This is a genomic window from Rummeliibacillus sp. POC4 (assembly GCF_003576525.1).
GTDB lineage: Bacteria > Bacillota > Bacilli > Bacillales_A > Planococcaceae > Rummeliibacillus.
In genome coordinates this window covers 1-19,535 of record NZ_QWUA01000021.1, presented here as the reverse complement: position 1 = coordinate 19,535, position 19,535 = coordinate 1, and the positions used below count along the sequence as shown (strand labels likewise).

Genomic DNA, 19,535 nt, shown 5'->3' with positions numbered 1-19,535 from the left:
GATGAAACTATTAGTCATGAGTGATACACATAGTGATGCAGCAGTAATTACCAATGTAATCGCGCAAAACCCCGATGTAGACGCTATTTTCCACTGTGGAGATAGCGAGTTATCATGCTCGGCGCCAGAACTCCAAGGTGTTTTAAAAGTTAGAGGCAATTGCGATCAAGATATTGAATTTCCAACTGAAATGATAAAAGAAATAGATGGTAAACAAATCTACATGACGCATGGCCATTTATATCATATAAAATCAAGTCTAACTGCGTTATCTTATCGAGCAAGAGAAGTAGAAGCAGATGTAGTCTTATTTGGACATTCTCACGTGCTAGGCGTTGAACTTGTTGATAATATACTTTATGTCAATCCGGGAAGCCTTTTACTACCAAGAGGCCGCAAAGAAAAAAGTTATGCAATCATTGAAAATATCAAAAATGGTTGGCATATAATTTTCTATACAGAAGAAAAAAAGGAAATTGAAGAAAAAACTTTATTATATTGATAAAATAGTGTTGACAATTTTGTCAGGGATGCTATAATAGGAAATGTCTTAAGGATAACATATCAAAAAGACATCCTGTCTCAGTAGCTCAGCTGGATAGAGCAACGGCCTTCTAAGCCGTCGGTCGGGGGTTCGAATCCCTCCTGGGACATAATTTATATAACGTAAAAGGTTGATAAATAAGCATTCTTGCTTATAAGTATATTTTCAAGTATCGGTCACATGACTGATTTGGAATAACTCTTATAAGTGGGGGTGCTTTTTTCGTGACTAAAAAAAAGGGCATATTTGATGTAAATATAAATTTAGATGTAAATACCTTATCTATGCCGAATCAACAAAAAAATAAACGAAAAAAAGATAATGGTATTACCATCGAAAATGCCTTGCAAATTATTTTAAGACAAATGGAGATTAGTGGTGCTAGACCTAGAACTCTCTATGATTACGAGTACACTATTGGAAAATTTCAAACAGTTACAAAAGCAGTTTATTTATTGGATATTACGAACAATTTAATTTATCAATGGTTGGAATCAATGAATGTTGCTAATCAAACAAAACTGACAAGGTTAAAATGCTTTAAGGCTTTTTTAGGACGTTGTTTGGATAATGGATGGTTAGAAACTAAATTTTGGAGAAATATCAATGTTAAAGTAGACCAAAAAATCAAAGAAGGGGCAACAGATGATGATGTGAATATGTTATTGTCTGTGCTTGATTTCAATAATTTTTTAGATTTAAGGAATGGTACTGCTGTCTTATTGATGTATAAAACTGGAATTAGAATAGCAACCCTTTCAAAACTTGAAGAACGACACGTTGATTTAGAAAATAAATTGTTGAATTTAGATGGACAACTTATGAAGAACCATAAAGGATTAAAATTACCGATTGACGATCAGTTGGTTTATTTACTCTATATTCTTATGGAACAGAACCAAAAAATTAGAAATGAGTATCATGAATTTAACGAGTACGTTTTTATCACTAATAAAGGTGAGTTTGTAAGTAAAGGTATTACTTCAAATGCTATTCAGAAACAGTTAAATAATTATTCGAGGAAATATGGAATAAAAAATATATCACCACACGCTTTACGTAGAGGTTTCGCTACCAACCTTTTGAGGAAGGGAGCAAATATTAATCTAATCTCTAAAGCACTTGGTCATTCTGATTTAGGGGTAACAACTCAATACTTATCAATAAATATAGAAGAAACTGCTCAAGAGTTAAGGGATTATCTATAGGAGGTTTTATCATGAAATCATATGTACCATATACGATTTGTTGTTTTTCTAGTGTTAGCGACTGTCAAATGATTTTAGATGAATTAAAAGATGATTTACAAGAAGTATCACTATCAAATGAACAATTACAAGCAATTGTAGAAGTATTAAACAATAAAAAAGGTGAGGTTACATCTCGTTACAGAAAATAAGCAAATAAAAAGAGGGTTAAGTGATTGCAGTCACTTTCCCTCCACAACTGAATATAACTAACACTATCGCCCAACAAGCATAAGTGTATTTAATATTATATTAAAGCCTTTTTTCAAAAATGACAAGTAAAAGGTTTATTTAAGTACGATTATTTTTAGTGTTTAGTTAGTCGTGGAGAGCCGAATAATACGACTATAATCTAACCTTGATAGGTTATGACTTAGCCGATGCAATAATTAAGTCTAGCGTACAGATAATAGTTTCCTTGTTTGCTATTGTACGTGAATGTGGCTGACACACATAATTGGTCAGGTGGGAAGGTTTGATTACTCAAGGGTAATACAAATACACCATAGATATTCATGTTATTGAGTTCCGCAATAGTCGGATAAATATTAACTTGTACAAGTATGATCGCTTATATAAGCATGAATTGAACTATCGGGGGCAAAAGTAGGTAGTAGGTGTATTGTTCGAGAGAACGCAACTAAACAAGGCAAAATACTCAACGTGAGTGTGAGGATTAATGGATAGTTGTTGTCTGTTTAGTAGATTCATATATTTTGAGTTTGCTAAATAAGGCAACAACTTTACAAAAGCCTAAGCGTTTCATGCTCGGATTAATGCAAAATGAGAAAGAAAAGTCAAATTAGAAATAACCACTTTCAGAAAACTCTCGTATCCCTTGTGGGAGTAGGGGGTTCAGAGTTGACTGCAAATCATATATATGGAAGGAGTAAATAATTCTCGTAAAGCAACGAAGCATATCATGGAAATCAGAAGGTGAAGTGGTGCGAGGAGTGTGGTGTGAAATTAATACAAGTCACTAATTATAAAAACAGATATTGTAGTGACTGTGCTAAAAGAATAAATATAGAAAAAACTATGAAGAATAGAAAAAATAAATTTGTTTGATTTGCTAATGTTCCATAAATGCAGTCGTATCAACGGTTTCAAGATTCGATTACAAATGATATATATGGAAGAAGAATATCATTTAGGAAAATAGAAATGCCTTATAAACATAGTAATACCAACGGTTACAAAAGTTGATTGCATTTCATATATATGGAAGGAGTATGAAACTAGTATTTTATCTCACTATTAAAAACTCATAAAACGTTATTATATCAATGATTGTAGAATAACTTTAACATACTAAAGTGCCTAAAAGTATGGATTTTATTGAGGTTTCAGGGGGATTTCTTAATAACCGTTAAAGGAATATAAATTCAAAAATTCAGATGTAAGAAAAGTTTGATTTACAAAACGATATATCCCTTGATACATAAGGCTTTCCAAAAACAATTTAGTGTGTTAAAGTGCCAAAAAGTACTATGAATACTGATGTATTGAAGGAATTTCTTAATAGTACTCTTTAGGAACACTAAACAAAAAATTAAGAACAGTGAAAATGTTAAGCATCTATAATGATATTTATCAGATTGGATACACAACGACATAGAATAAAAATTAAGAACAGTTAACGGTATTTATCAGATTGGATAACAAATGAGATTACTGACTAATAAAAAATATTATCTACTCAATAAAAATTAAGACTAAAGTTGGTATTTATCAGAATGGATACAGAATAAATGTAAACAGTTGATGGTATTTATCAGAATGGATATAAAAAACGACAAAGAACGGATATTTATCAGAATGGATAACGATTGAAATGTAACGCAATAGAACTTATTTATCAGAATGGATACACAGTGATGATTCGCATTATATTATTAATATTTTTAATAGTGTAATGGGGTTCACCACCCTAACTAATTCGTATAGTGTCATACGAGAATCTTTATTAATGGTTGGAGTGTTTGTTGCCATATTCACTCCTTCCTCTTTTCTTTTAATTTTATTAGTTAGTTTAATTGTCACTCAAATGAGTGGCTTTTTATTTATATTTTTTAAGGAGTGTGATTTAATTGGCTGAAATTACAGCAGAAGCATATGCAGATTTACGTAATTACATTAAGTCAAATTGGCAGTACATAGAATTACAAGATGATCAAAGTAATAAAATTGTAAGATTATCTAATTCAGATAGTCGAGTTACTTCAACTATTGAAGGGGATAATGTAAAAATTACAGTGGTGGTAAAAGGTAGTGATTCTGATATTACTGCACCTGTTAATTTTGCTAAGAGTGCTATCTATAATGTTGCTACAGATGGTAGTCCTTTTAGTGTTGAATCATTTACACCATTTACAATGCAATCTGAATCAGATGAGTTGACAGTAGTACACACTATTCAAATTCCTAAAAAAGTTGTGTAGGTGATTAAATGGCTATTTTAATTAGCACACCACAAGAATTAGATAACATTCGTAATAATCTTAAAGCAGATTATGAATTAGCAAATGATATTGATATGAGTGATTTTGGTAACTGGACACCAATCGGATATTATGATCGAAAAACTTGGGTAGGGGGTTTTGAGGGTAATTTTGACGGTAAAGGTCATATTATTAAGAACCTTACGGTTAATAAACCATCTACAAACTCGCTTTACATTGGTTTGTTTGGTCAAAAATTTTATGGAACTATCCAAAATGTTGGTTTAGAAAACGTGTCAATTTCAGGAGGAGAATATGTAGCAGGTTCATTAGTAGGTTACTGTTATAGTGGAACAATTAAGAATTGTTATGTTAAAGGTGGTTCTATAACAAGTCCTTATGAAGTTGGTGGGTTAATTGGTAAGGCGGATACAACTATGATAGAAGATTGTTATTCTAGTTGTGATGTAAATGTTACTAGTGACTCATATGGTGGTGGTTTTATTGGAACTGCTGATAGCAATTCTACTTTTACAAATTGTTACTCGACTGGTAAAGTAACCTTTACTCAAACTTCTAACTGGAATGGATACGCAGGTTTTGCAGGTTTTGTTCGTAATGCTGATAATGTGATTTTTAATAACTGCTATTGGGATATTAATACGAGTAATCAATCTAATACTGCAAAAGTTGGAAATCCACTTACATCAAATGTTATAGGAATTACAGGTAAAACGACAGCGGAAATGAAAACTAAATCAACTTATTATAATTGGGATTTTACTGATACATGGTTGATTAATAACGATTATCCATTACTTAAAGTATTCGGTGTACCTGTAGTAGTAAATAAAGAAACTGTAAATGTAGATTCTTACATTTCAACTATTCAATCTAACTTGAATAACAGTAAAAAATCAACAGTACAGTTAAATAGTTGCTTATATCCATTTATTAATACGTTAAATGTCCGTAGAAGTGTTTTAAGAAGTGTAGAGGGTTATCTATCAAGTTTGCATACAAACGCTACAGAAAGCCACAGGATTATTTTAAACGCTATACGTCAAGTTGATAGTTATATTCAACCTATCTATAGTAAAGTTGCTACATTTTATCCTATTGATGATATTCCTGTTTTTGGAAAAGTGTTAGCAATAGAAAATAACTCTACAACTTCAAACTCAGTCAATATGTCAGAGTTAAGTTATATTATTAATCCTTCAATAGTGGAGGTGATTTAGATGTATCAAGGAGATACTATCAGATTAAAAGTACATTTTAAAAATTTTAATGGTCAATCAATTGATCCTAGTGATATTAAATTGACTATTTATAAATCTGATAAAACTAAAATTGAACAGTTTATTTTAGATGACAGCAACAAGGAAAATGTTGGTGTCTATTTTTATGACTTTGTTCCAATTGGATTGAGTGAATTTGTGTATGAGTTTAGTGGCTTATATAACAATAAACCAATCTTAGCAAGAGATAAGGTACAAATTAAATTTATTTAAAGGGTGATGAAATTGGTAGGGACAATTTGTCTAACAGTAGTCGCAGTCGTATTTATTATCGTGGTAGGGAGAGATTAAAATGGAAGAAATTAATCAAGTAAATGAAGAAGTAGAAACTACTGAACAAGTTGAAACAGAAGCACATCAAACGGTATCTAAAGCCGATTATGACGCTTTAAAAGCACAGTTAGAGGAATTGCAAGGTAAGATTCCTAAAGAGCCTACAGACGCTGAAATTAATCTTAAAAAGCGTGAGAAAGAGTTATTTGATAAAGAAGTAAATTTAACTCTTAAAGAGAATGGATTTGGTCAATTTACACCGCTGATTAAAGTGCAAAATACAGATGAACTAGATAACGCTATTAAGTTGCTTCAAGAGATTTACAAGCAAAATAAGGTTAATAGTTCATATATTCCGAGTGGTTCTACTTCTACTACTCAATATGAAGAAGCACAAGCAAAGAAAGACGCACAAGGTATGATTAGTGCAAAGTTAAGTAAATTATTTGGAAAATAAAGTTGGTTGTTTAAGGGTGTCTATTTTATAGATACCTTTTTCAATATAAAAAATTATAAAAATAGAATGGAGATTGATATTTATGTTTACATCACAAAACTTTACAGCAACAGAACAAATTTCTTTGAGCAATGAATTAGCATTACTAGGGGTACAAGCAACACCATTTACATCTTTATTACTTTCAAAAGGTGTAGAAAAAGCATTATCAACAGTTTATACATGGAAAGAAAAGACTTTAGATAATACAGCGGATATTTCAGCAGTCGAAGGTGGAGATACAACTGTATTCCAACAATCTGCAAAACGTGAAATTACAAATATTCTTGAAATTTTCAAAAAGGCAGTTTCAATTTCAGGTACATCCGAAGCAATGCAATCAACAAAATTCAGCGAAGAAGTGGCTGACCGATTACTTGAACTCAAGACAAATTTGGAATCAAAATTAATCAATGGTTTAAAAGCGGATGGCTCTACAGGTGATTTCATTCGTCATATGTCAGGTATCATTGAATTTGCAGATGATGATAATGCAGTTGAAGTTACTGGTACTGTAACAGAAGGTGATATTAAAACTGCTATGCGTAATTTGTGGAATCAAGATTTATCAGAAGGTCAAGTATATGCGTTTGTTAATGCAGATTTAAAAGAACAAGTAGACGCTATCTACAAAGATCGTTATTCATATCAACATACAACTACTTCATTTGGTTTACTTGTTGATGAAATTGCAACAAACTACGGTAACGTTAAATTTGTACTTTCTAAACACGTTCCAGCAGATAAAATTGTATTCTTCAATGATTCTTATGTAAATGCAGTTGCATTACGTGAAGCACACTTTGAACCACTTGCTAAAACTGGTGATTCTACTAAAGGTCAAATTGTCGGTGAATACTCACTTAAAGTTGGCTCACCAAAAGCAGTTGCAGTATTAACTGTAACAAAATAATTTAATACATAACTAATTGGGGGTTGCGATAAAAATCGCAGTCCTCTTTTTATTTTAATAAGGATATTTACAAGGAGATAAAAATGAATGAAATCGAATTTACAGAAAAAGAAAAGTTAATCATGTTACGCAAACGCAAACGTATTTCACAGGGACAAGTGGCTTGTCATTTAGGTGTCACTCAAGCATATGTCTCAATATTTGAAACTGGAAAGTACGAGTTTAACGACAAATTATATACACACTATAAAAATTACATTGAAAATTATTAAATCTAATATATAGAAACGAGAGGTGTAAAACGTGAGAGGTTATACAAAATTCGATATAACCACTTCCTTCTTGTGACTTCGGTTTATTAATTGAGGATAATTAATAAAATTTTACCGAGGATATACAAGGAGGAAGCATTTCTCATTTAGTTTGGGAATGTGGTTTTTAGGATATTTATGAGATAAGAAGGATTAGTGGGAGGATTTTACTCTTGCTAACTAATGAAACAAGTTGAAATTGAATTACCATTTGGTGGTTATTATAAGAAAACTAATGAAATTAAGAAATTTATCGACAAATTCCCTGAATGGGTAAAGGTTGTAGATGATACATATTATTTAATTCTTACAGATGATATTGATAGTTTATTTGCCTGTGCATTATTAAAGTATAAATTCAACTGTAAAATTGGATATTTTTATGACTTTAATTCAATACATCAAGTTAGAGGTGTAAGAACTACAAAAGATAAAATTATTGCTTGTGATATGGCAGTTGAAAATGGATTCAAGGCATACGACAATCATGTTGTCAAAATACATAAGAATGATGAAGTAAATCCACAATCTGCAAATATGAATATTGCATATGACATTCATCAAGGTAACTATTATCAAAAATATGCAGGTTCTACCGCTTTAATGGTTGCAGTTATGTATGAAATATTCGACTTTAATACTTTAACAGATGAACAATTAATGACATTAGCGTGTATTGATAGTTGGTATCTTGCTTATTATGGTGGATATGACGCTTTTCATGAACACGCTTTATTCATGGATTTACAAGTATTTAAAGATTTATTTGCACGTAAAACTATACGAGAATTTGAAAGTTTTAAAAGAATACACTTATTCAATGAAAAAATATCAATAAGTAAGAAAAGTGGTAAATTATTTACGTTTTTGGACACTGATTTTTTAAAATCTCAATTTCCAATGCTTGATTTTTCTATTGATGATTTACAGTTTGATATTGAAAAAGTAAAGAAATTTAGCAAGTCAAATAAGAAACAAATACAAGCACCTAAGTCAAAACATGAAATAGATAATGTATTTTCATTTGCATTGACTTCAAAAAATGGCTACAAGGCAACTATTAAATAGAATACATAACAATAGGGGGTGGACGAAATAACGCCCCCTTTTAACTATTAAATAAGAAAGAGGTAATTAAGAATGGATAGAACACAATTTTTCTTTTGCTATAACAAAGAATTATTTACATTTTTACATGATGTTAAATGTATAGACTATATCACTATTGCAAAGAATCAAAATACAGATAAAACGTTTAGTATGTTTTACAAAAATGATGATTTACAAAAAGCATTAGACGAATATAAACAATTACATTGATATTATCATGATATTTGCGAATTGTTTAAAATAACTTGATGATATTTTGATTTTTTGCCGACACATTGAAACGTTGATATATAAGTATTTTAAAAATATTTGATGATATTTTACTAAATGGGTATTGATATTTTACAAAAATCGTGATATTTTACTAAATGGGTACACTTTACATTACAATTCTGATGATATTTTCGTCAAATATCGGATATACCACGACACAACTAAAAAATGCTTGAATCCGTTGGGAGAGTAAGGCTCATTAGACTTTTGGTAAAATATGGACGATGATATTTTGGGGTAATGGGTACACTTTTATATACAATTCTGATGATATTTTGAGAATATAAGGGATATAATTAACTAAGTTAATAGAATATATAATTTAATAAGTTTATAATTCCCATTTTAAAAAGTTTTAAAAGTGGAGTTAGAAATAAATCAACTATACTCTACTCAACTATAATTTAATCTATATAATCTTGGAGGTAATCAATTATGAAATTTAATTATGCAGTCAACTCAATCAAAATCAACTCAGCATGGTTCGATCAATCGGATAGAAAGCAAAATGTATATGAGAAAATTACATATAAAGGTTTAAATCTATACTTTCAATTATACAAGTTTAGAATATATAATCAAGAAAATGAACATACATTTATTACTTCTATCTCAATGTTGAGAAAGGTTACTAAATATAAAACTGATGAAATATTTGAGTTGTTGAAGAAGATGAAAAACGCTAAAATTATTAAACTTGAAAATGTATCACGTTGGGAATATTTAATAGATGAAAATGGTAATATTAAGGATAAGGATATACTTATTATTACTGCTATTGATACTTTCCCAATTGAAGATTTTAAAAAAGATGATGATAAGTATTATATTTATGTTCCGCTGTCATTGTTCCAATTGTATGAGGATAAAGGGTTAAATGAAAAATACTATGCCTTGTACTGTTTGATTACTAAATGGTCACAAAATTCAGAGCATAAAAGTTGGATGTCAATTGCTAAAATTGCTAAATTTTTAGGCTTTGATAAAGACTATGTTAATCAAATGATATACAACTTGAATAGATATTACTTTATGTCATCTTATAGAAAAAGAAATGGTAAAGGTGGCTTTAATTTTGAACATTTCATTTTAAATAGTTGGAAAACTGATGAAATTGAGAAATTCTTGAGAATTCACAAAGATAACATGGATAAACTAATTAGTCGAATTAATAAGAAGAAAAAGAATAAGAAGAAAATTGATGTCGAAAGTGAATTAGATATTGAAGAAGAACCAAAGCGACAAAAAGAAGAAGCACCTTTAGTATTTGGATATAAAGGTACTAAGCCTAAAGAAGATGTAATTGAAAAAGAAGAAACAACTAGTGATGATGAAATACTTGAGAAACATAATGTTACAGATAGAGATTGGGAAGAAATATTTGGTTAATCAATATTAAAAATTAGAACTATTTTCGTGGCTGAATTTTCAGTTATGAGATAGTTCTTTTTATTTACTAAATTTAATCTAAGGAGATTGATACGTATGCAAATTAAGAATCTATTTAAAACTAAACAACGAGTAATTAAAGAATCATGTCATGATATTAAGTCTATTGTAGATGATTCAATTAAGACTATTGATAATATGCAAGATTGTGTCGCAGAAATGAAATTGAATATACAGGAATTAATCAGATTGAATGATGAAAATATTAAATTGCTTAATGAAGCAACAATAAAACTTGATAAGAAATTAGGTGATAAATAATGGAATTAAACGAAGCACTAAAGCAAATTAAATTTGAGTATGCCCTCTATTTTAAGTATAAGTTTCCTGACTTAAGATTTGATCAATCAGAGCCAGTTAAAACAGAAAAAGAATTTTTGAAAAGTGTACAGCGGAAAAGTATGAATAGTTTCAAAAGGTGGGAACGTACTCAAGAATATAAAGCACTCGTCACATTGTATTTGAGTACGAAAGCGATTAAAGACTATGAAGAAATTTATCAAATAGTATCTGAACAAGCGAAAAAAGGTGAGGAAAAATCTATAAAATTATTTATCGCATTACAAAAGGATATACAATCTCAATCAAAATTGGCTACAAGTTACTTTAATCAAGTTGATGAGGTTGAAGATGATGATTTAGAACTGGAGGTGTAAAATTGTGCCACCACTTTCTAAGAAACAAAAATTAGATAAGATAACAAAAGACTTTAAATTGTTTAGTAAGAACTTTATCAAGATTATTAACAATGACAATGAGAGTGTACCTTTTGTATTGAATCCTGAGCAATCACAATTCATTGATGATATGGAAAAATACAATATTATTTGTAAAGGGCGACAAATTGGATTTACAACTTTAAGTTTAGGATTCATGTTGTGGTCTGCTATGACTAAATCTGATACGAGTTATCTCATGATGACACATAACGGGAAAGTAACACAGTCATTACTACGTAAATTAAAAAAGATGTACAATTCATTACCTCATGATAAGTATGATATATTCCCTAAAACTACAATTGATAACAGAGATGAAATGTCATTTGTAAATGGTAGTAGGATAGTTGTAGCAACAGCGGAAGGTACAGATAGTATATCGGGTAATACATTTCAACTTATTCACCTTTCTGAGATGGCAAAGTATCCAGCAAATGTACAAGAAGAAATTATTGCAACTGCTATTCCAGCATTAGCAAAGAATCCTGATAGTTCGATCATTATTGAGAGTACTGCAATGGGGTTTAACTATTATCAAGAATTATTTATGGAAGCATATAGGACAACTGATAGTGTGTGGAAATCTTTCTTCTATTCATGGTTAGCAAAAGCATATGAGAAACAATTCAAGCATAGTTTTGATGAAGCCGAGGAATGGTTTAAAGTTAATAATAAGGGTAAAAGAATGAGTTATGACGATTTAGAACAAGATGAAATAGAGTTAAAAGAGAAATATAACTGTACATATAGACAATTGATGTATAGACGATATTATATAACATTGAATAGTTTAGAGAAATGGAATCGTGAGTTTCCTATTACCCCTGAGGTAGCGTTTAGTACATCTAATAAGAGTGTATTTGATACAGATAAAATACTTACACGTTTTAATAATGCAAAAAAACCTATACATATTAAGCAAGTTAAAGAGAAATTACCACAAACATTACATAAATATTTGCATAAGTCATTGTTTATCTATAACTTTCCAAAGCCTAAAATGCGACATTATGGAGGTATTGATGTTGCTTCAGGGGTAGGAGGGGATAATAGTACAATTAGTATCTTTAATGCAGAAGGTGAACAATGTGCTTGTTTTTACTCAAATAAAGTACCTGTCTATGAATTTGCTCAAGTAGTGAACGATTTAGGTAGGTACTTTAATTATGCCTTTTTAGCAGTAGAAAGGAATAGTTATGGATTACCTTTATTAGAATCCTTGAGGAAGAAACATGGCTATGAAAACTTATTGAAACAAAAGATATTCAATGAGAGAGGTAAGAAAATTAGACAATTAGGATTTATGACTACAAATGTGTCGAAGCCAATTTTAATCAATGATATGAAAGAACATTTTGAATGTAATTTAATTCTAATTCACTCGCTTGAAACATTAGATGAAATGAAAATATTCCAAGAAGATAACGGTAAGATGGGTAATAAGAAAGGTTCGACCAACCATGACGATTTAGTCATTTCAACTGCAATGGCAATTCAGGCAATGAAACAGAATAAATATTATGTAGCAATTTAAAAGGTTACGGTAATTTATCGAAAGCCTATTTTATTGAAGTCGGTGTAAGCGACCACTACATTTTATCGGTCAGGTCAGTACCAAAACGGTATCGAGTTGTGAGTTGTTATCATCAACCCAGTTCAATTACCTAAGTTGGTTAATTGATGACAGTACACTTTTGTTCTGTACTGTCCTATTTTATAGTGGTAGTTTAAAACGACTACAATCTCACTCGGGAAAATTGCTGTATCGAAAATTCGATAATGAAAGAAGGTGAGTAAGTGGAAAAATTAGCATGGATATGGACATTAACATTAACAGGATTAACGTGGTTAATTGGTGATTGGAATGTGAGTTTATCTATATTAGTTGTATTTATGACATTAGATTTTATTACAGGGATTATTAAAGGCTTTATGACTAATACAGTATCAAGTAATACAGGATTCAAAGGTGTAATGAAGAAGTGTATGTACTTTGTAGCGTTGATCGTTGCTAATATGCTTGATTTATTAATAGGTGGAGTACCTGTATTCAGAACTATTGTTGCTTAGTATTTAATAGCAGTAGAGGGTATTAGTTTGATTGAGAATTTAGAAGCAATGAATGTTCCATTACCACAACAAATTAAAGATAAATTTACTTCAATTAAAGATGAAAATAAATAGAGGTGAAATGAATTGGAATTAAATGATTACATAAATGTAAAGTATGATGGTGAATCAGATTGGTTTGTTCAAGTTGTAAATGAACCTTCTAATCAAATGAATAAGCAAGATATACATAGCAAGAAAGAATATTTAGATGGTTCTCACGCTATCTTGAATAGTCCTAGTTATAATTACAATGGTAAGTTATATAGTCCTCGCAAGATTGTTGTATCATATGCTAAAACGTTACTTAACTTTCAAAAGTCATTCTTATTGAGTAAGCCAGTAGTCTATACAGGTAAAGAGAGAGTAGTTAAAGCAATCAATGAGATTAATCGCAAAGGTAAGATGGATAGAATTAATGTTAAAATCCTACACAACTTATTGAGTTATGGTGAAGCATACGAGTATCTATATATACAAGATGGAAAGATTAAGTCACGTATCATTGATACAGAAGAAGGTTATCCACTATACGATCATAATAATGAGTTGATGGCATTTGTTCAATCTTATGTGAATGATGGTATCTCATACTACATTGTATATACTCCTGATAAGGTATATGAGTATTCTAATGAGGGTGGGGAGTTACATCTTATTGGTGAATATACTAATCTTAGTGGATTACCTATCATCTATAAGACAGATAATGAACTATCACATATTAAAGGCAAGTCAGAGTTAGATGATTGGATATTTATATTAGATGAGATTGAGAATGTATTATCTAAGTTCACTGATACTGTATATAAGAATATGAATCCTATTCCTGTTGTATCAGGTCAAGAATTAAAAGGTAATGGCATAGCAACTAATATTGTTGGTCAAGGTGTACAGTTAGATGATGGCTCAGAGTTTAAGTTTGCAAGTATTCAATTAGATGTTGAAGCGTTCAATGCTTTATATGATAAATTAATCCAAACTTTATTTGATATTAGTAGTACACCTAATGTGGCAATGAACAAAGCAGAAATAGCAAATGTATCAGAAACAAGTATTAGAATTTTATATTCGTTAGCAAATGTGAAGGCTAAAATTAATGAGAACTATTTAAGAGATGGATTAGAAGAACGATTGAATAAGTATCGTGTATTGTTATCATATTTAGGTAAAAACTTTACAGATAACGAGTTTGAAACGTTAGATATTCAATTCTCATATGATGTACCAAGTAATGATACAGAAGTGATTAATAACCTTAAAACTTTATATGAAATGAAATCTATGAGTTTAGAAAGCGTATTAGAGAAGTCACCATATATAAATGACAGTGTACAGGAATTAGAAAGAATACATAAAAGTACAGCGGAGAATAATGATAATGTAGTTGTAGATGGAAATAATACAGTGGGAAATAATGAATAGTATTATGGGGAATAATTAAGCGTGAATGTTGATATGATGGGGAATAGTGTGAATAGTATAATGCTATCTTGCACGTTCATGTTATAGCCTTAATTTTGAGCATAATAACGCATTAGCAATTTTTCATCTAATTTTTAATCCAATTTTGATTAATTTTTATACCAGTTATTACCATATAATTCACAGTAGGTATATAGTCCTTGTAATATATAAATTATTCGTCAATTTATAAATATACTTCTATATACAATTGTAATTTTGATCATTTTAATAGTGAAAGTTATAGTGGAAGTTGTATAAATGTAGTAATATCAAGGGTTCATAGCGTATATTTTTAATTTTGTTTACATAATAAAGTTTACGGGCAGTAGTTGATATATCAACGTTTGTGAGGGGTAGTGTATAGAATAATGAATATATGCAATTTATACAGTATATTTTATGTATAATATGCAATGAAATTTCGCTTTTATTTGCTTTTTATTGAATAATATAGGTGGTATAACGTAGTAAATATAGGCTATATATAATAATAATCAATCACTCAAATTGTAATTTATTACCACAAGCAAGTCCTCTTACACACACACGAAAAAAATTTGATTATCGGCATTATAACTATTAGTTACAGCACATTAGTGGTGTGTTTTTTATTGCAATTAAATAGAAAGGGAATGATTAAATGTTAAATATTGAACGTGTAAAAATGGAAGTAAAGGGGATTACTCTTACAGATGATGAATGGGAAGTGTATCTATCTGAAAATGGATTAATCCCTAATGAAGTATATCAACCTAATGTGCCTTTAAATAAGAAAAAAGTATACATGACTGCATTATCTGTACTTGAATCTGTAGCAAATAATCCTAGTATGATGAAAGACTATGTTATTGATGATATGACGGTATCACAATTCCATGAAAATTTAATGGCTCGTATTGATCAGTTACAAAATAAAATTGATAATTTGCAAGTTGAGGATACCAATACAACTAGTGATTCAAGTTTCTTTATGCTATTTGCTGACTGAACGAATTGTTATATCAGATTGAAGTACCGAATCAGTACCGCAGGTCAAAATATAATGAGGGGTGATTAGATGAACGATATAGAATTTTTAATTGATACAATGGGGGATACTGTTTTAATTAATGATGTTGAACATAAAGCCTTAATAACTCATTCTAATGTAACTAGCCATGAAGAACGTTATATACATACAATTGAAGAAATTAAACAAGGTGATTCAATCACATATGACAATGAAAAGTATTTAATTGTAACTGAAAGTGTAACAAAACGTGCAAATAAATATAAGGCTTTAATACGACACTGTAACTATTCAATTGAAATTCCAGGGGCAACAGAAGAAGTTATGATGACAGATGATGACGGAAATCCAATATATGACCGTTATGGAGATGAGATTTTTATTACAGTTGAAACTGATCCAATTTCAATTTATACGATTGTAGATAATAAATCATTTGCCATTAGTGGCAATCAATTATTAGTTGCAGATAATCAAATAATAGTAACTGTACAAGATAATCAAACTAATCGTGACAAATTACAAGTGAATAGCACGTTTACTGTAATGGATAGTGAATGGAAAGTAAAAAATGTAGATAAGACACAAAAAGGATTATTAATTATTACATGTGAAATAAATACTTAAAAATGGTGGACAAACTAATATACCTTCCCTTATAATTGAAAATAACTAAATCGGTCATTAACCGATACTTGTACTTTTGAAAATAACTATAACCTTTACAGTATTACATTTAAAAGTCTAGGAGGTCGGGGGTTCGAATCCCTCCTGGGACATAATAAGGTTCTATAGAATGAATTGAACAAACTAAAAAGCGTTTCAAATCCTTTAATAATAAGGGTTTGAGGCGCTTTTGTTTTTTCAGTAAAAAGGATAAAAATGAAAGGTTATTACACATTTACTACACAACAATGTTGTAGAAAATGGTCTGCAGCCGTCGCTAATGGTATTCGATTTTGCACTGAGAGCTGCAATTCGCGTGTGAAGCAATCTTTAAAGTAAATCAGTTTTTTGTTCACTTCGTTCTTCACCTAATATATTTGCTATTTTAGCAATTAGGTGGTGCCAATTTAAGTTGTTCCTTGCAAAGTTTTGAATTTCCATACATGTTGTTTTAAACAATTCTTCCTGTTCTGATACCTCTTTAAGTGACTCACTAAAAAAAGGCCAATTGTAGATAGGATGGATTCTACCCCACTTTTGATTTTTCGTCATATCGATTGCACCATCTATATCAGTTAACATAAGATAACAACCATTTTTTGCGGCCTCAGCTAATACGTGTGCATGGCATTCTACTTTAGAGGTAAGACAGAAAATTTTAGCTTGTCTATATTCTTCTTCCAATTGACGTTTGTCAAATATGGGGCCTAAAATTTTCACTTGATTTGAGTAGGGACTTGCAGCAACAAAATTCATTAACTGTTCTTTAAATTGTTCCGACATAGCCCCAACTAAGCGAAGCTCCCAATCTGGAAGTTGTGCATTCAAAAAAGCATATACCGCCATCATTACTTGTTTATCTGGTGCATCTAATCTACCGACAGTTAAAATTATATTTTTTTTCTCACCATAAGACACCGCTTCTGTTGGAAAAAAATCATAATAACCATTTGGAATATGATGAATTTTCCTTTGAAATTTTTCCTCAAGTATTTTCACGATAGGGGAACATTCTGCTGATACAAAATCACAATGCTCAAATAGACGAATTAGATAATCAGGGGTGTTTACCACTAGACGATTTAACCAATAGCGGTTCATATCTAGTTTTAAATATGTTTTTCCATTTGGATGACTCGTTTTGTATGTGTCAAGTAACTGTAAATAAGAAGGATAAGCACCAAAAGCAAAGACAATATCGATTTCGTTCCCATGGTCATGTAAATATTGATTCATGTTTAGTTCATAATTATCTTGAAAGGAAATAAATTCAAAATTTATATTTGGAAAAGTTTCCTTTAGCTTTTCTTGATTTATTTCCGTCGTAATAAGAACATCATAGCCCAAATATTCCCCTAACAAGATAGGAATTAGGCAAATATCTTTAAAAATATATTGATCACCCAATGTGTGCCCATCCATACTTAGTAACGCAATTTTTTTCACCATTTTCTCCTCCTTAGTAGTATTTGTCTCCTTACAATATGAAAGGTTTCATGCACGAGTTACTTCTATTCATACGCCCTTTTTGTTATATCTCCTAAGCAAACTGATTTCTTCTACATATATATACTACGGGAGGGATATACAATGATTTCTATTAGTCTATGTATGATTGTAAAAAATGAAGAAGAAGTAATCGGACGATGTCTTGAATCTGTAAAAGACCTCGTAGATGAAATTAATATTGTTGATACAGGTTCAACAGATAAAACAAAAGAAATTGTTAGTGAATTTACCGACAGGATTTTCGATTTTGAGTGGATTCATAATTTTGCAGCAGCTAGAAATTTCTCTTTCCAGCAAGCTACAAAGGATTATATTCTCTGGATGGATGCTGATGATGTGTTCCTAGAACAAGATCAAGAAAAGCTTAAACAGTTAAAAAAAATGCTTTCTCCAGAAGTAGATGCTGTGTCAATGATTTATAACTTAGGATTTGATGATGATGGGAATGTTTCTGCACTTTTAAGAAGAAATCGATTAGCTAAAAGATCTAAAAACTTTCAGTGGGTTGGAGAAGTTCATGAATTCCTCGCTGTTCACGGAAATATATTTCAAAGTGACATAGCGGTTAGTCATCTTCCATTAAGCCATGATGAAAATCGAAACATCGAAATTTATAGGAAAATGTTAGACACCGGTAAAGAATTTACTCCAAGAGATATGTATTATTACGCTAATGAATTGGCAGATCATGGTGAATATCTTGAAGCAATTAAAAAATATGAAGAATTTTTAGAAACAAAACAAGGATGGATTGAAGACAATATTCGGGCTTGTTTTCGAATTGGTGATTGCTATTTAGAATTAAATGAGAAGGATAAAGCAATCAATGCAGCCTTAAGAACATTTTCCTATGACCTTCCTAGACCAGAAGCTTGTTGTCGAATTGGTTTCTATTATATGGAACAGAACAAAAATAACGAAGCAATATATTGGTATAAACACGCTCTTCTACACAGTGATAGTGTAGAATCTAGTCTAAGCTTACAAACTCCAGCTTTTTCAACTTGGCTTCCACATTTACAACTTTGCGTTCTTTACGATCGTTTAAAAGATTATAAAACTGCTTTTATGCATAATGAAATGGCAGGTAAGTATATACCTAACTCTGAAAAAGTCCTTTATAACAAAAAGTACTTTGAAAAAATACTTTTTAAATAGATTTATGTCCTTGTCACCTTTTAGTAAGCTGAATAGCTTAATACGAGGGAGGTGAGAAAAATATGAGTCCAAAAAAACATCATAGTCATAAACATTGTAGTAAGTGTCATCGTTCTCATTGTGATTGTGAACATCATCACAAACATGGCGATGATCATTGTAGAAGTTGTTATCCATCACCTTGTCACTGTGGAAAATGTCCAATACCTGGACCTCCTGGACCCCCAGGAAGACCTGGGCGACCTGGTCCTCCTGGTCGACCTGGCCCGACTGGATCGACTGGTGCAACTGGGTCTCCTGGAGTAACCGGCCCGACTGGACCTGGTACCGGTAACACAGGAGCAACAGGAGCAACAGGAGCAACCGGAGCAACCGGATCAACAGGCTCAACAGGAGCAACAGGAACAACAGGAGCAACGGGAGCAACCGGGCCAACTGGAGCAACCGGAGCAACAGGAACAACGGGAGCAACCGGAGTAACAGGAGCAACCGGAGTAACAGGAGCAACGGGAGCAACCGGAATAACAGGATCAACGGAGC

Annotated in this window: 21 protein-coding genes, 1 tRNA gene and 1 pseudogene; 22 read left to right on the top strand and 1 reads right to left on the bottom strand. The window is 31.0% G+C overall.

All coding sequences use genetic code 11. From position 1 onward, the window contains the following. The first annotated feature begins 1 nt into the window (after window position 1). The 20 genes and pseudogenes from D1606_RS08350 to D1606_RS08250 all read left to right on the top strand — a co-directional run bounded on the left by D1606_RS08350 (window position 2) and on the right by D1606_RS08250 (window position 16,289). Window positions 2-502, top strand: coding sequence for a metallophosphoesterase (locus tag D1606_RS08350; protein WP_119415552.1), 501 nt, complete (start codon window positions 2-4; stop codon window positions 500-502). Window positions 503-579: 77 nt separating this feature from the next. Further along, a tRNA-Arg gene (locus tag D1606_RS08345) sits at window positions 580-653 on the top strand. A 115-nt stretch (window positions 654-768) separates the two neighbouring features. Beyond that, window positions 769-1,752 (top strand): tyrosine-type recombinase/integrase, encoded by a 984-nt coding sequence (locus D1606_RS08340; RefSeq protein ID WP_233548054.1) that lies wholly within the window; start codon window positions 769-771, stop codon window positions 1,750-1,752. Window positions 1,753-1,763: 11 nt separating this feature from the next. After that, a complete protein-coding gene (locus tag D1606_RS08335; protein ID WP_119415551.1) occupies window positions 1,764-1,943 on the top strand; it encodes a hypothetical protein in 180 nt (59 codons plus the stop codon). 1,938 nt (window positions 1,944-3,881) lie between these two features. Further along, window positions 3,882-4,232, top strand: a complete 351-nt coding sequence (locus D1606_RS08330; RefSeq protein WP_119415550.1) for a hypothetical protein — start codon at window positions 3,882-3,884, stop codon at window positions 4,230-4,232. Between the two features lie 8 nt (window positions 4,233-4,240). Beyond that, window positions 4,241-5,473, top strand: a complete 1,233-nt coding sequence (locus D1606_RS08325) for a GLUG motif-containing protein (protein WP_119415549.1) — start codon at window positions 4,241-4,243, stop codon at window positions 5,471-5,473. Continuing rightward, window positions 5,474-5,746, top strand: a complete 273-nt coding sequence (locus tag D1606_RS08320) for a hypothetical protein (protein WP_119415548.1) — start codon at window positions 5,474-5,476, stop codon at window positions 5,744-5,746. Window positions 5,747-5,825: 79 nt separating this feature from the next. Next, window positions 5,826-6,263: a hypothetical protein gene (locus D1606_RS08315; RefSeq protein ID WP_119415547.1), complete on the top strand. Its 438-nt coding sequence runs from the start codon at window positions 5,826-5,828 to the stop codon at window positions 6,261-6,263. A gap of 82 nt (window positions 6,264-6,345) precedes the next feature. After that, window positions 6,346-7,215 (top strand): SU10 major capsid protein, encoded by an 870-nt coding sequence (locus D1606_RS08310; protein ID WP_119415546.1) that lies wholly within the window; start codon window positions 6,346-6,348, stop codon window positions 7,213-7,215. Window positions 7,216-7,298: 83 nt separating this feature from the next. After that, complete coding sequence (locus D1606_RS08305) at window positions 7,299-7,487, top strand: helix-turn-helix domain-containing protein (protein WP_119415545.1); 189 nt, start codon at window positions 7,299-7,301, stop codon at window positions 7,485-7,487. A gap of 222 nt (window positions 7,488-7,709) precedes the next feature. Further along, complete coding sequence (locus tag D1606_RS08300; RefSeq protein ID WP_119415544.1) at window positions 7,710-8,594, top strand: hypothetical protein; 885 nt, start codon at window positions 7,710-7,712, stop codon at window positions 8,592-8,594. Between the two features lie 72 nt (window positions 8,595-8,666). Continuing rightward, window positions 8,667-8,846 (top strand): hypothetical protein, encoded by a 180-nt coding sequence (locus D1606_RS08295; protein WP_119415543.1) that lies wholly within the window; start codon window positions 8,667-8,669, stop codon window positions 8,844-8,846. A gap of 498 nt (window positions 8,847-9,344) precedes the next feature. Further along, window positions 9,345-10,298, top strand: coding sequence for a hypothetical protein (locus tag D1606_RS08290; RefSeq protein WP_119415542.1), 954 nt, complete (start codon window positions 9,345-9,347; stop codon window positions 10,296-10,298). Window positions 10,299-10,394: 96 nt separating this feature from the next. Next, window positions 10,395-10,619 (top strand): hypothetical protein, encoded by a 225-nt coding sequence (locus D1606_RS08285; RefSeq protein ID WP_119415541.1) that lies wholly within the window; start codon window positions 10,395-10,397, stop codon window positions 10,617-10,619. Then, a complete protein-coding gene (locus tag D1606_RS08280) occupies window positions 10,619-11,014 on the top strand; it encodes a hypothetical protein (RefSeq protein ID WP_119415540.1) in 396 nt (131 codons plus the stop codon). Before D1606_RS08285 ends, D1606_RS08280 begins: the two co-directional genes overlap by 1 nt. A 4-nt stretch (window positions 11,015-11,018) precedes the next feature. Next, window positions 11,019-12,611, top strand: a complete 1,593-nt coding sequence (locus D1606_RS08275; RefSeq protein WP_369973777.1) for a terminase large subunit — start codon at window positions 11,019-11,021, stop codon at window positions 12,609-12,611. A gap of 263 nt (window positions 12,612-12,874) precedes the next feature. Further along, window positions 12,875-13,261 (top strand): annotated as a pseudogene (locus tag D1606_RS19055) (phage holin family protein). Between the two features lie 12 nt (window positions 13,262-13,273). Next, the gene (locus tag D1606_RS08260; protein ID WP_233548053.1) at window positions 13,274-14,611 is read left to right on the top strand and encodes a phage portal protein; all 1,338 of its coding nucleotides are present in this window, start codon (window positions 13,274-13,276) and stop codon (window positions 14,609-14,611) included. A gap of 682 nt (window positions 14,612-15,293) precedes the next feature. After that, the gene (locus D1606_RS08255) at window positions 15,294-15,641 is read left to right on the top strand and encodes a hypothetical protein (RefSeq protein ID WP_119415536.1); all 348 of its coding nucleotides are present in this window, start codon (window positions 15,294-15,296) and stop codon (window positions 15,639-15,641) included. A 69-nt stretch (window positions 15,642-15,710) separates the two neighbouring features. Beyond that, window positions 15,711-16,289 (top strand): Ig domain-containing protein, encoded by a 579-nt coding sequence (locus D1606_RS08250; RefSeq protein ID WP_119415535.1) that lies wholly within the window; start codon window positions 15,711-15,713, stop codon window positions 16,287-16,289. 369 nt (window positions 16,290-16,658) lie between these two features. On the opposite strand, the gene D1606_RS08245 is transcribed toward D1606_RS08250, so the two are convergent. Continuing rightward, window positions 16,659-17,777, bottom strand: a complete 1,119-nt coding sequence (locus D1606_RS08245; protein ID WP_119415534.1) for a glycosyltransferase family 4 protein — start codon at window positions 17,775-17,777, stop codon at window positions 16,659-16,661. Window positions 17,778-17,918: 141 nt separating this feature from the next. Here D1606_RS08245 and D1606_RS08240 point away from each other — a divergent pair, with 141 nt between their 5' ends. Further along, entirely contained in the window at window positions 17,919-18,995 is a 1,077-nt protein-coding gene (locus D1606_RS08240) for a tetratricopeptide repeat-containing glycosyltransferase family 2 protein (protein ID WP_119415533.1), read from the top strand. A 62-nt stretch (window positions 18,996-19,057) separates the two neighbouring features. Next, a partial coding sequence (locus D1606_RS18960) for a hypothetical protein (RefSeq protein ID WP_199670697.1) occupies window positions 19,058-19,535 on the top strand: 478 nt, incomplete at its 3' end.

Bases quoted from the DNA above. Each gene is read 5' to 3' on its own strand.
- D1606_RS08350 (WP_119415552.1), top strand. From the start codon at position 2: ATGAAACTATTAGTCATGAGTGATACACATAGTGATGCAGCAGTAATT.
- D1606_RS08335 (WP_119415551.1), top strand. From the start codon at position 1,764: ATGAAATCATATGTACCATATACGATTTGTTGTTTTTCTAGTGTTAGC.
- D1606_RS08325 (WP_119415549.1), top strand. From the start codon at position 4,241: ATGGCTATTTTAATTAGCACACCACAAGAATTAGATAACATTCGTAAT.
- D1606_RS08320 (WP_119415548.1), top strand. From the start codon at position 5,474: ATGTATCAAGGAGATACTATCAGATTAAAAGTACATTTTAAAAATTTT.
- D1606_RS08315 (WP_119415547.1), top strand. From the start codon at position 5,826: ATGGAAGAAATTAATCAAGTAAATGAAGAAGTAGAAACTACTGAACAA.
- D1606_RS08310 (WP_119415546.1), top strand. From the start codon at position 6,346: ATGTTTACATCACAAAACTTTACAGCAACAGAACAAATTTCTTTGAGC.
- D1606_RS08305 (WP_119415545.1), top strand. From the start codon at position 7,299: ATGAATGAAATCGAATTTACAGAAAAAGAAAAGTTAATCATGTTACGC.
- D1606_RS08300 (WP_119415544.1), top strand. From the start codon at position 7,710: ATGAAACAAGTTGAAATTGAATTACCATTTGGTGGTTATTATAAGAAA.
- D1606_RS08295 (WP_119415543.1), top strand. From the start codon at position 8,667: ATGGATAGAACACAATTTTTCTTTTGCTATAACAAAGAATTATTTACA.
- D1606_RS08290 (WP_119415542.1), top strand. From the start codon at position 9,345: ATGAAATTTAATTATGCAGTCAACTCAATCAAAATCAACTCAGCATGG.
- D1606_RS08285 (WP_119415541.1), top strand. From the start codon at position 10,395: ATGCAAATTAAGAATCTATTTAAAACTAAACAACGAGTAATTAAAGAA.
- D1606_RS08280 (WP_119415540.1), top strand. From the start codon at position 10,619: ATGGAATTAAACGAAGCACTAAAGCAAATTAAATTTGAGTATGCCCTC.
- D1606_RS08255 (WP_119415536.1), top strand. From the start codon at position 15,294: ATGTTAAATATTGAACGTGTAAAAATGGAAGTAAAGGGGATTACTCTT.
- D1606_RS08250 (WP_119415535.1), top strand. From the start codon at position 15,711: ATGAACGATATAGAATTTTTAATTGATACAATGGGGGATACTGTTTTA.
- D1606_RS08245 (WP_119415534.1), bottom strand. From the start codon at position 17,777: ATGGTGAAAAAAATTGCGTTACTAAGTATGGATGGGCACACATTGGGT.
- D1606_RS08240 (WP_119415533.1), top strand. From the start codon at position 17,919: ATGATTTCTATTAGTCTATGTATGATTGTAAAAAATGAAGAAGAAGTA.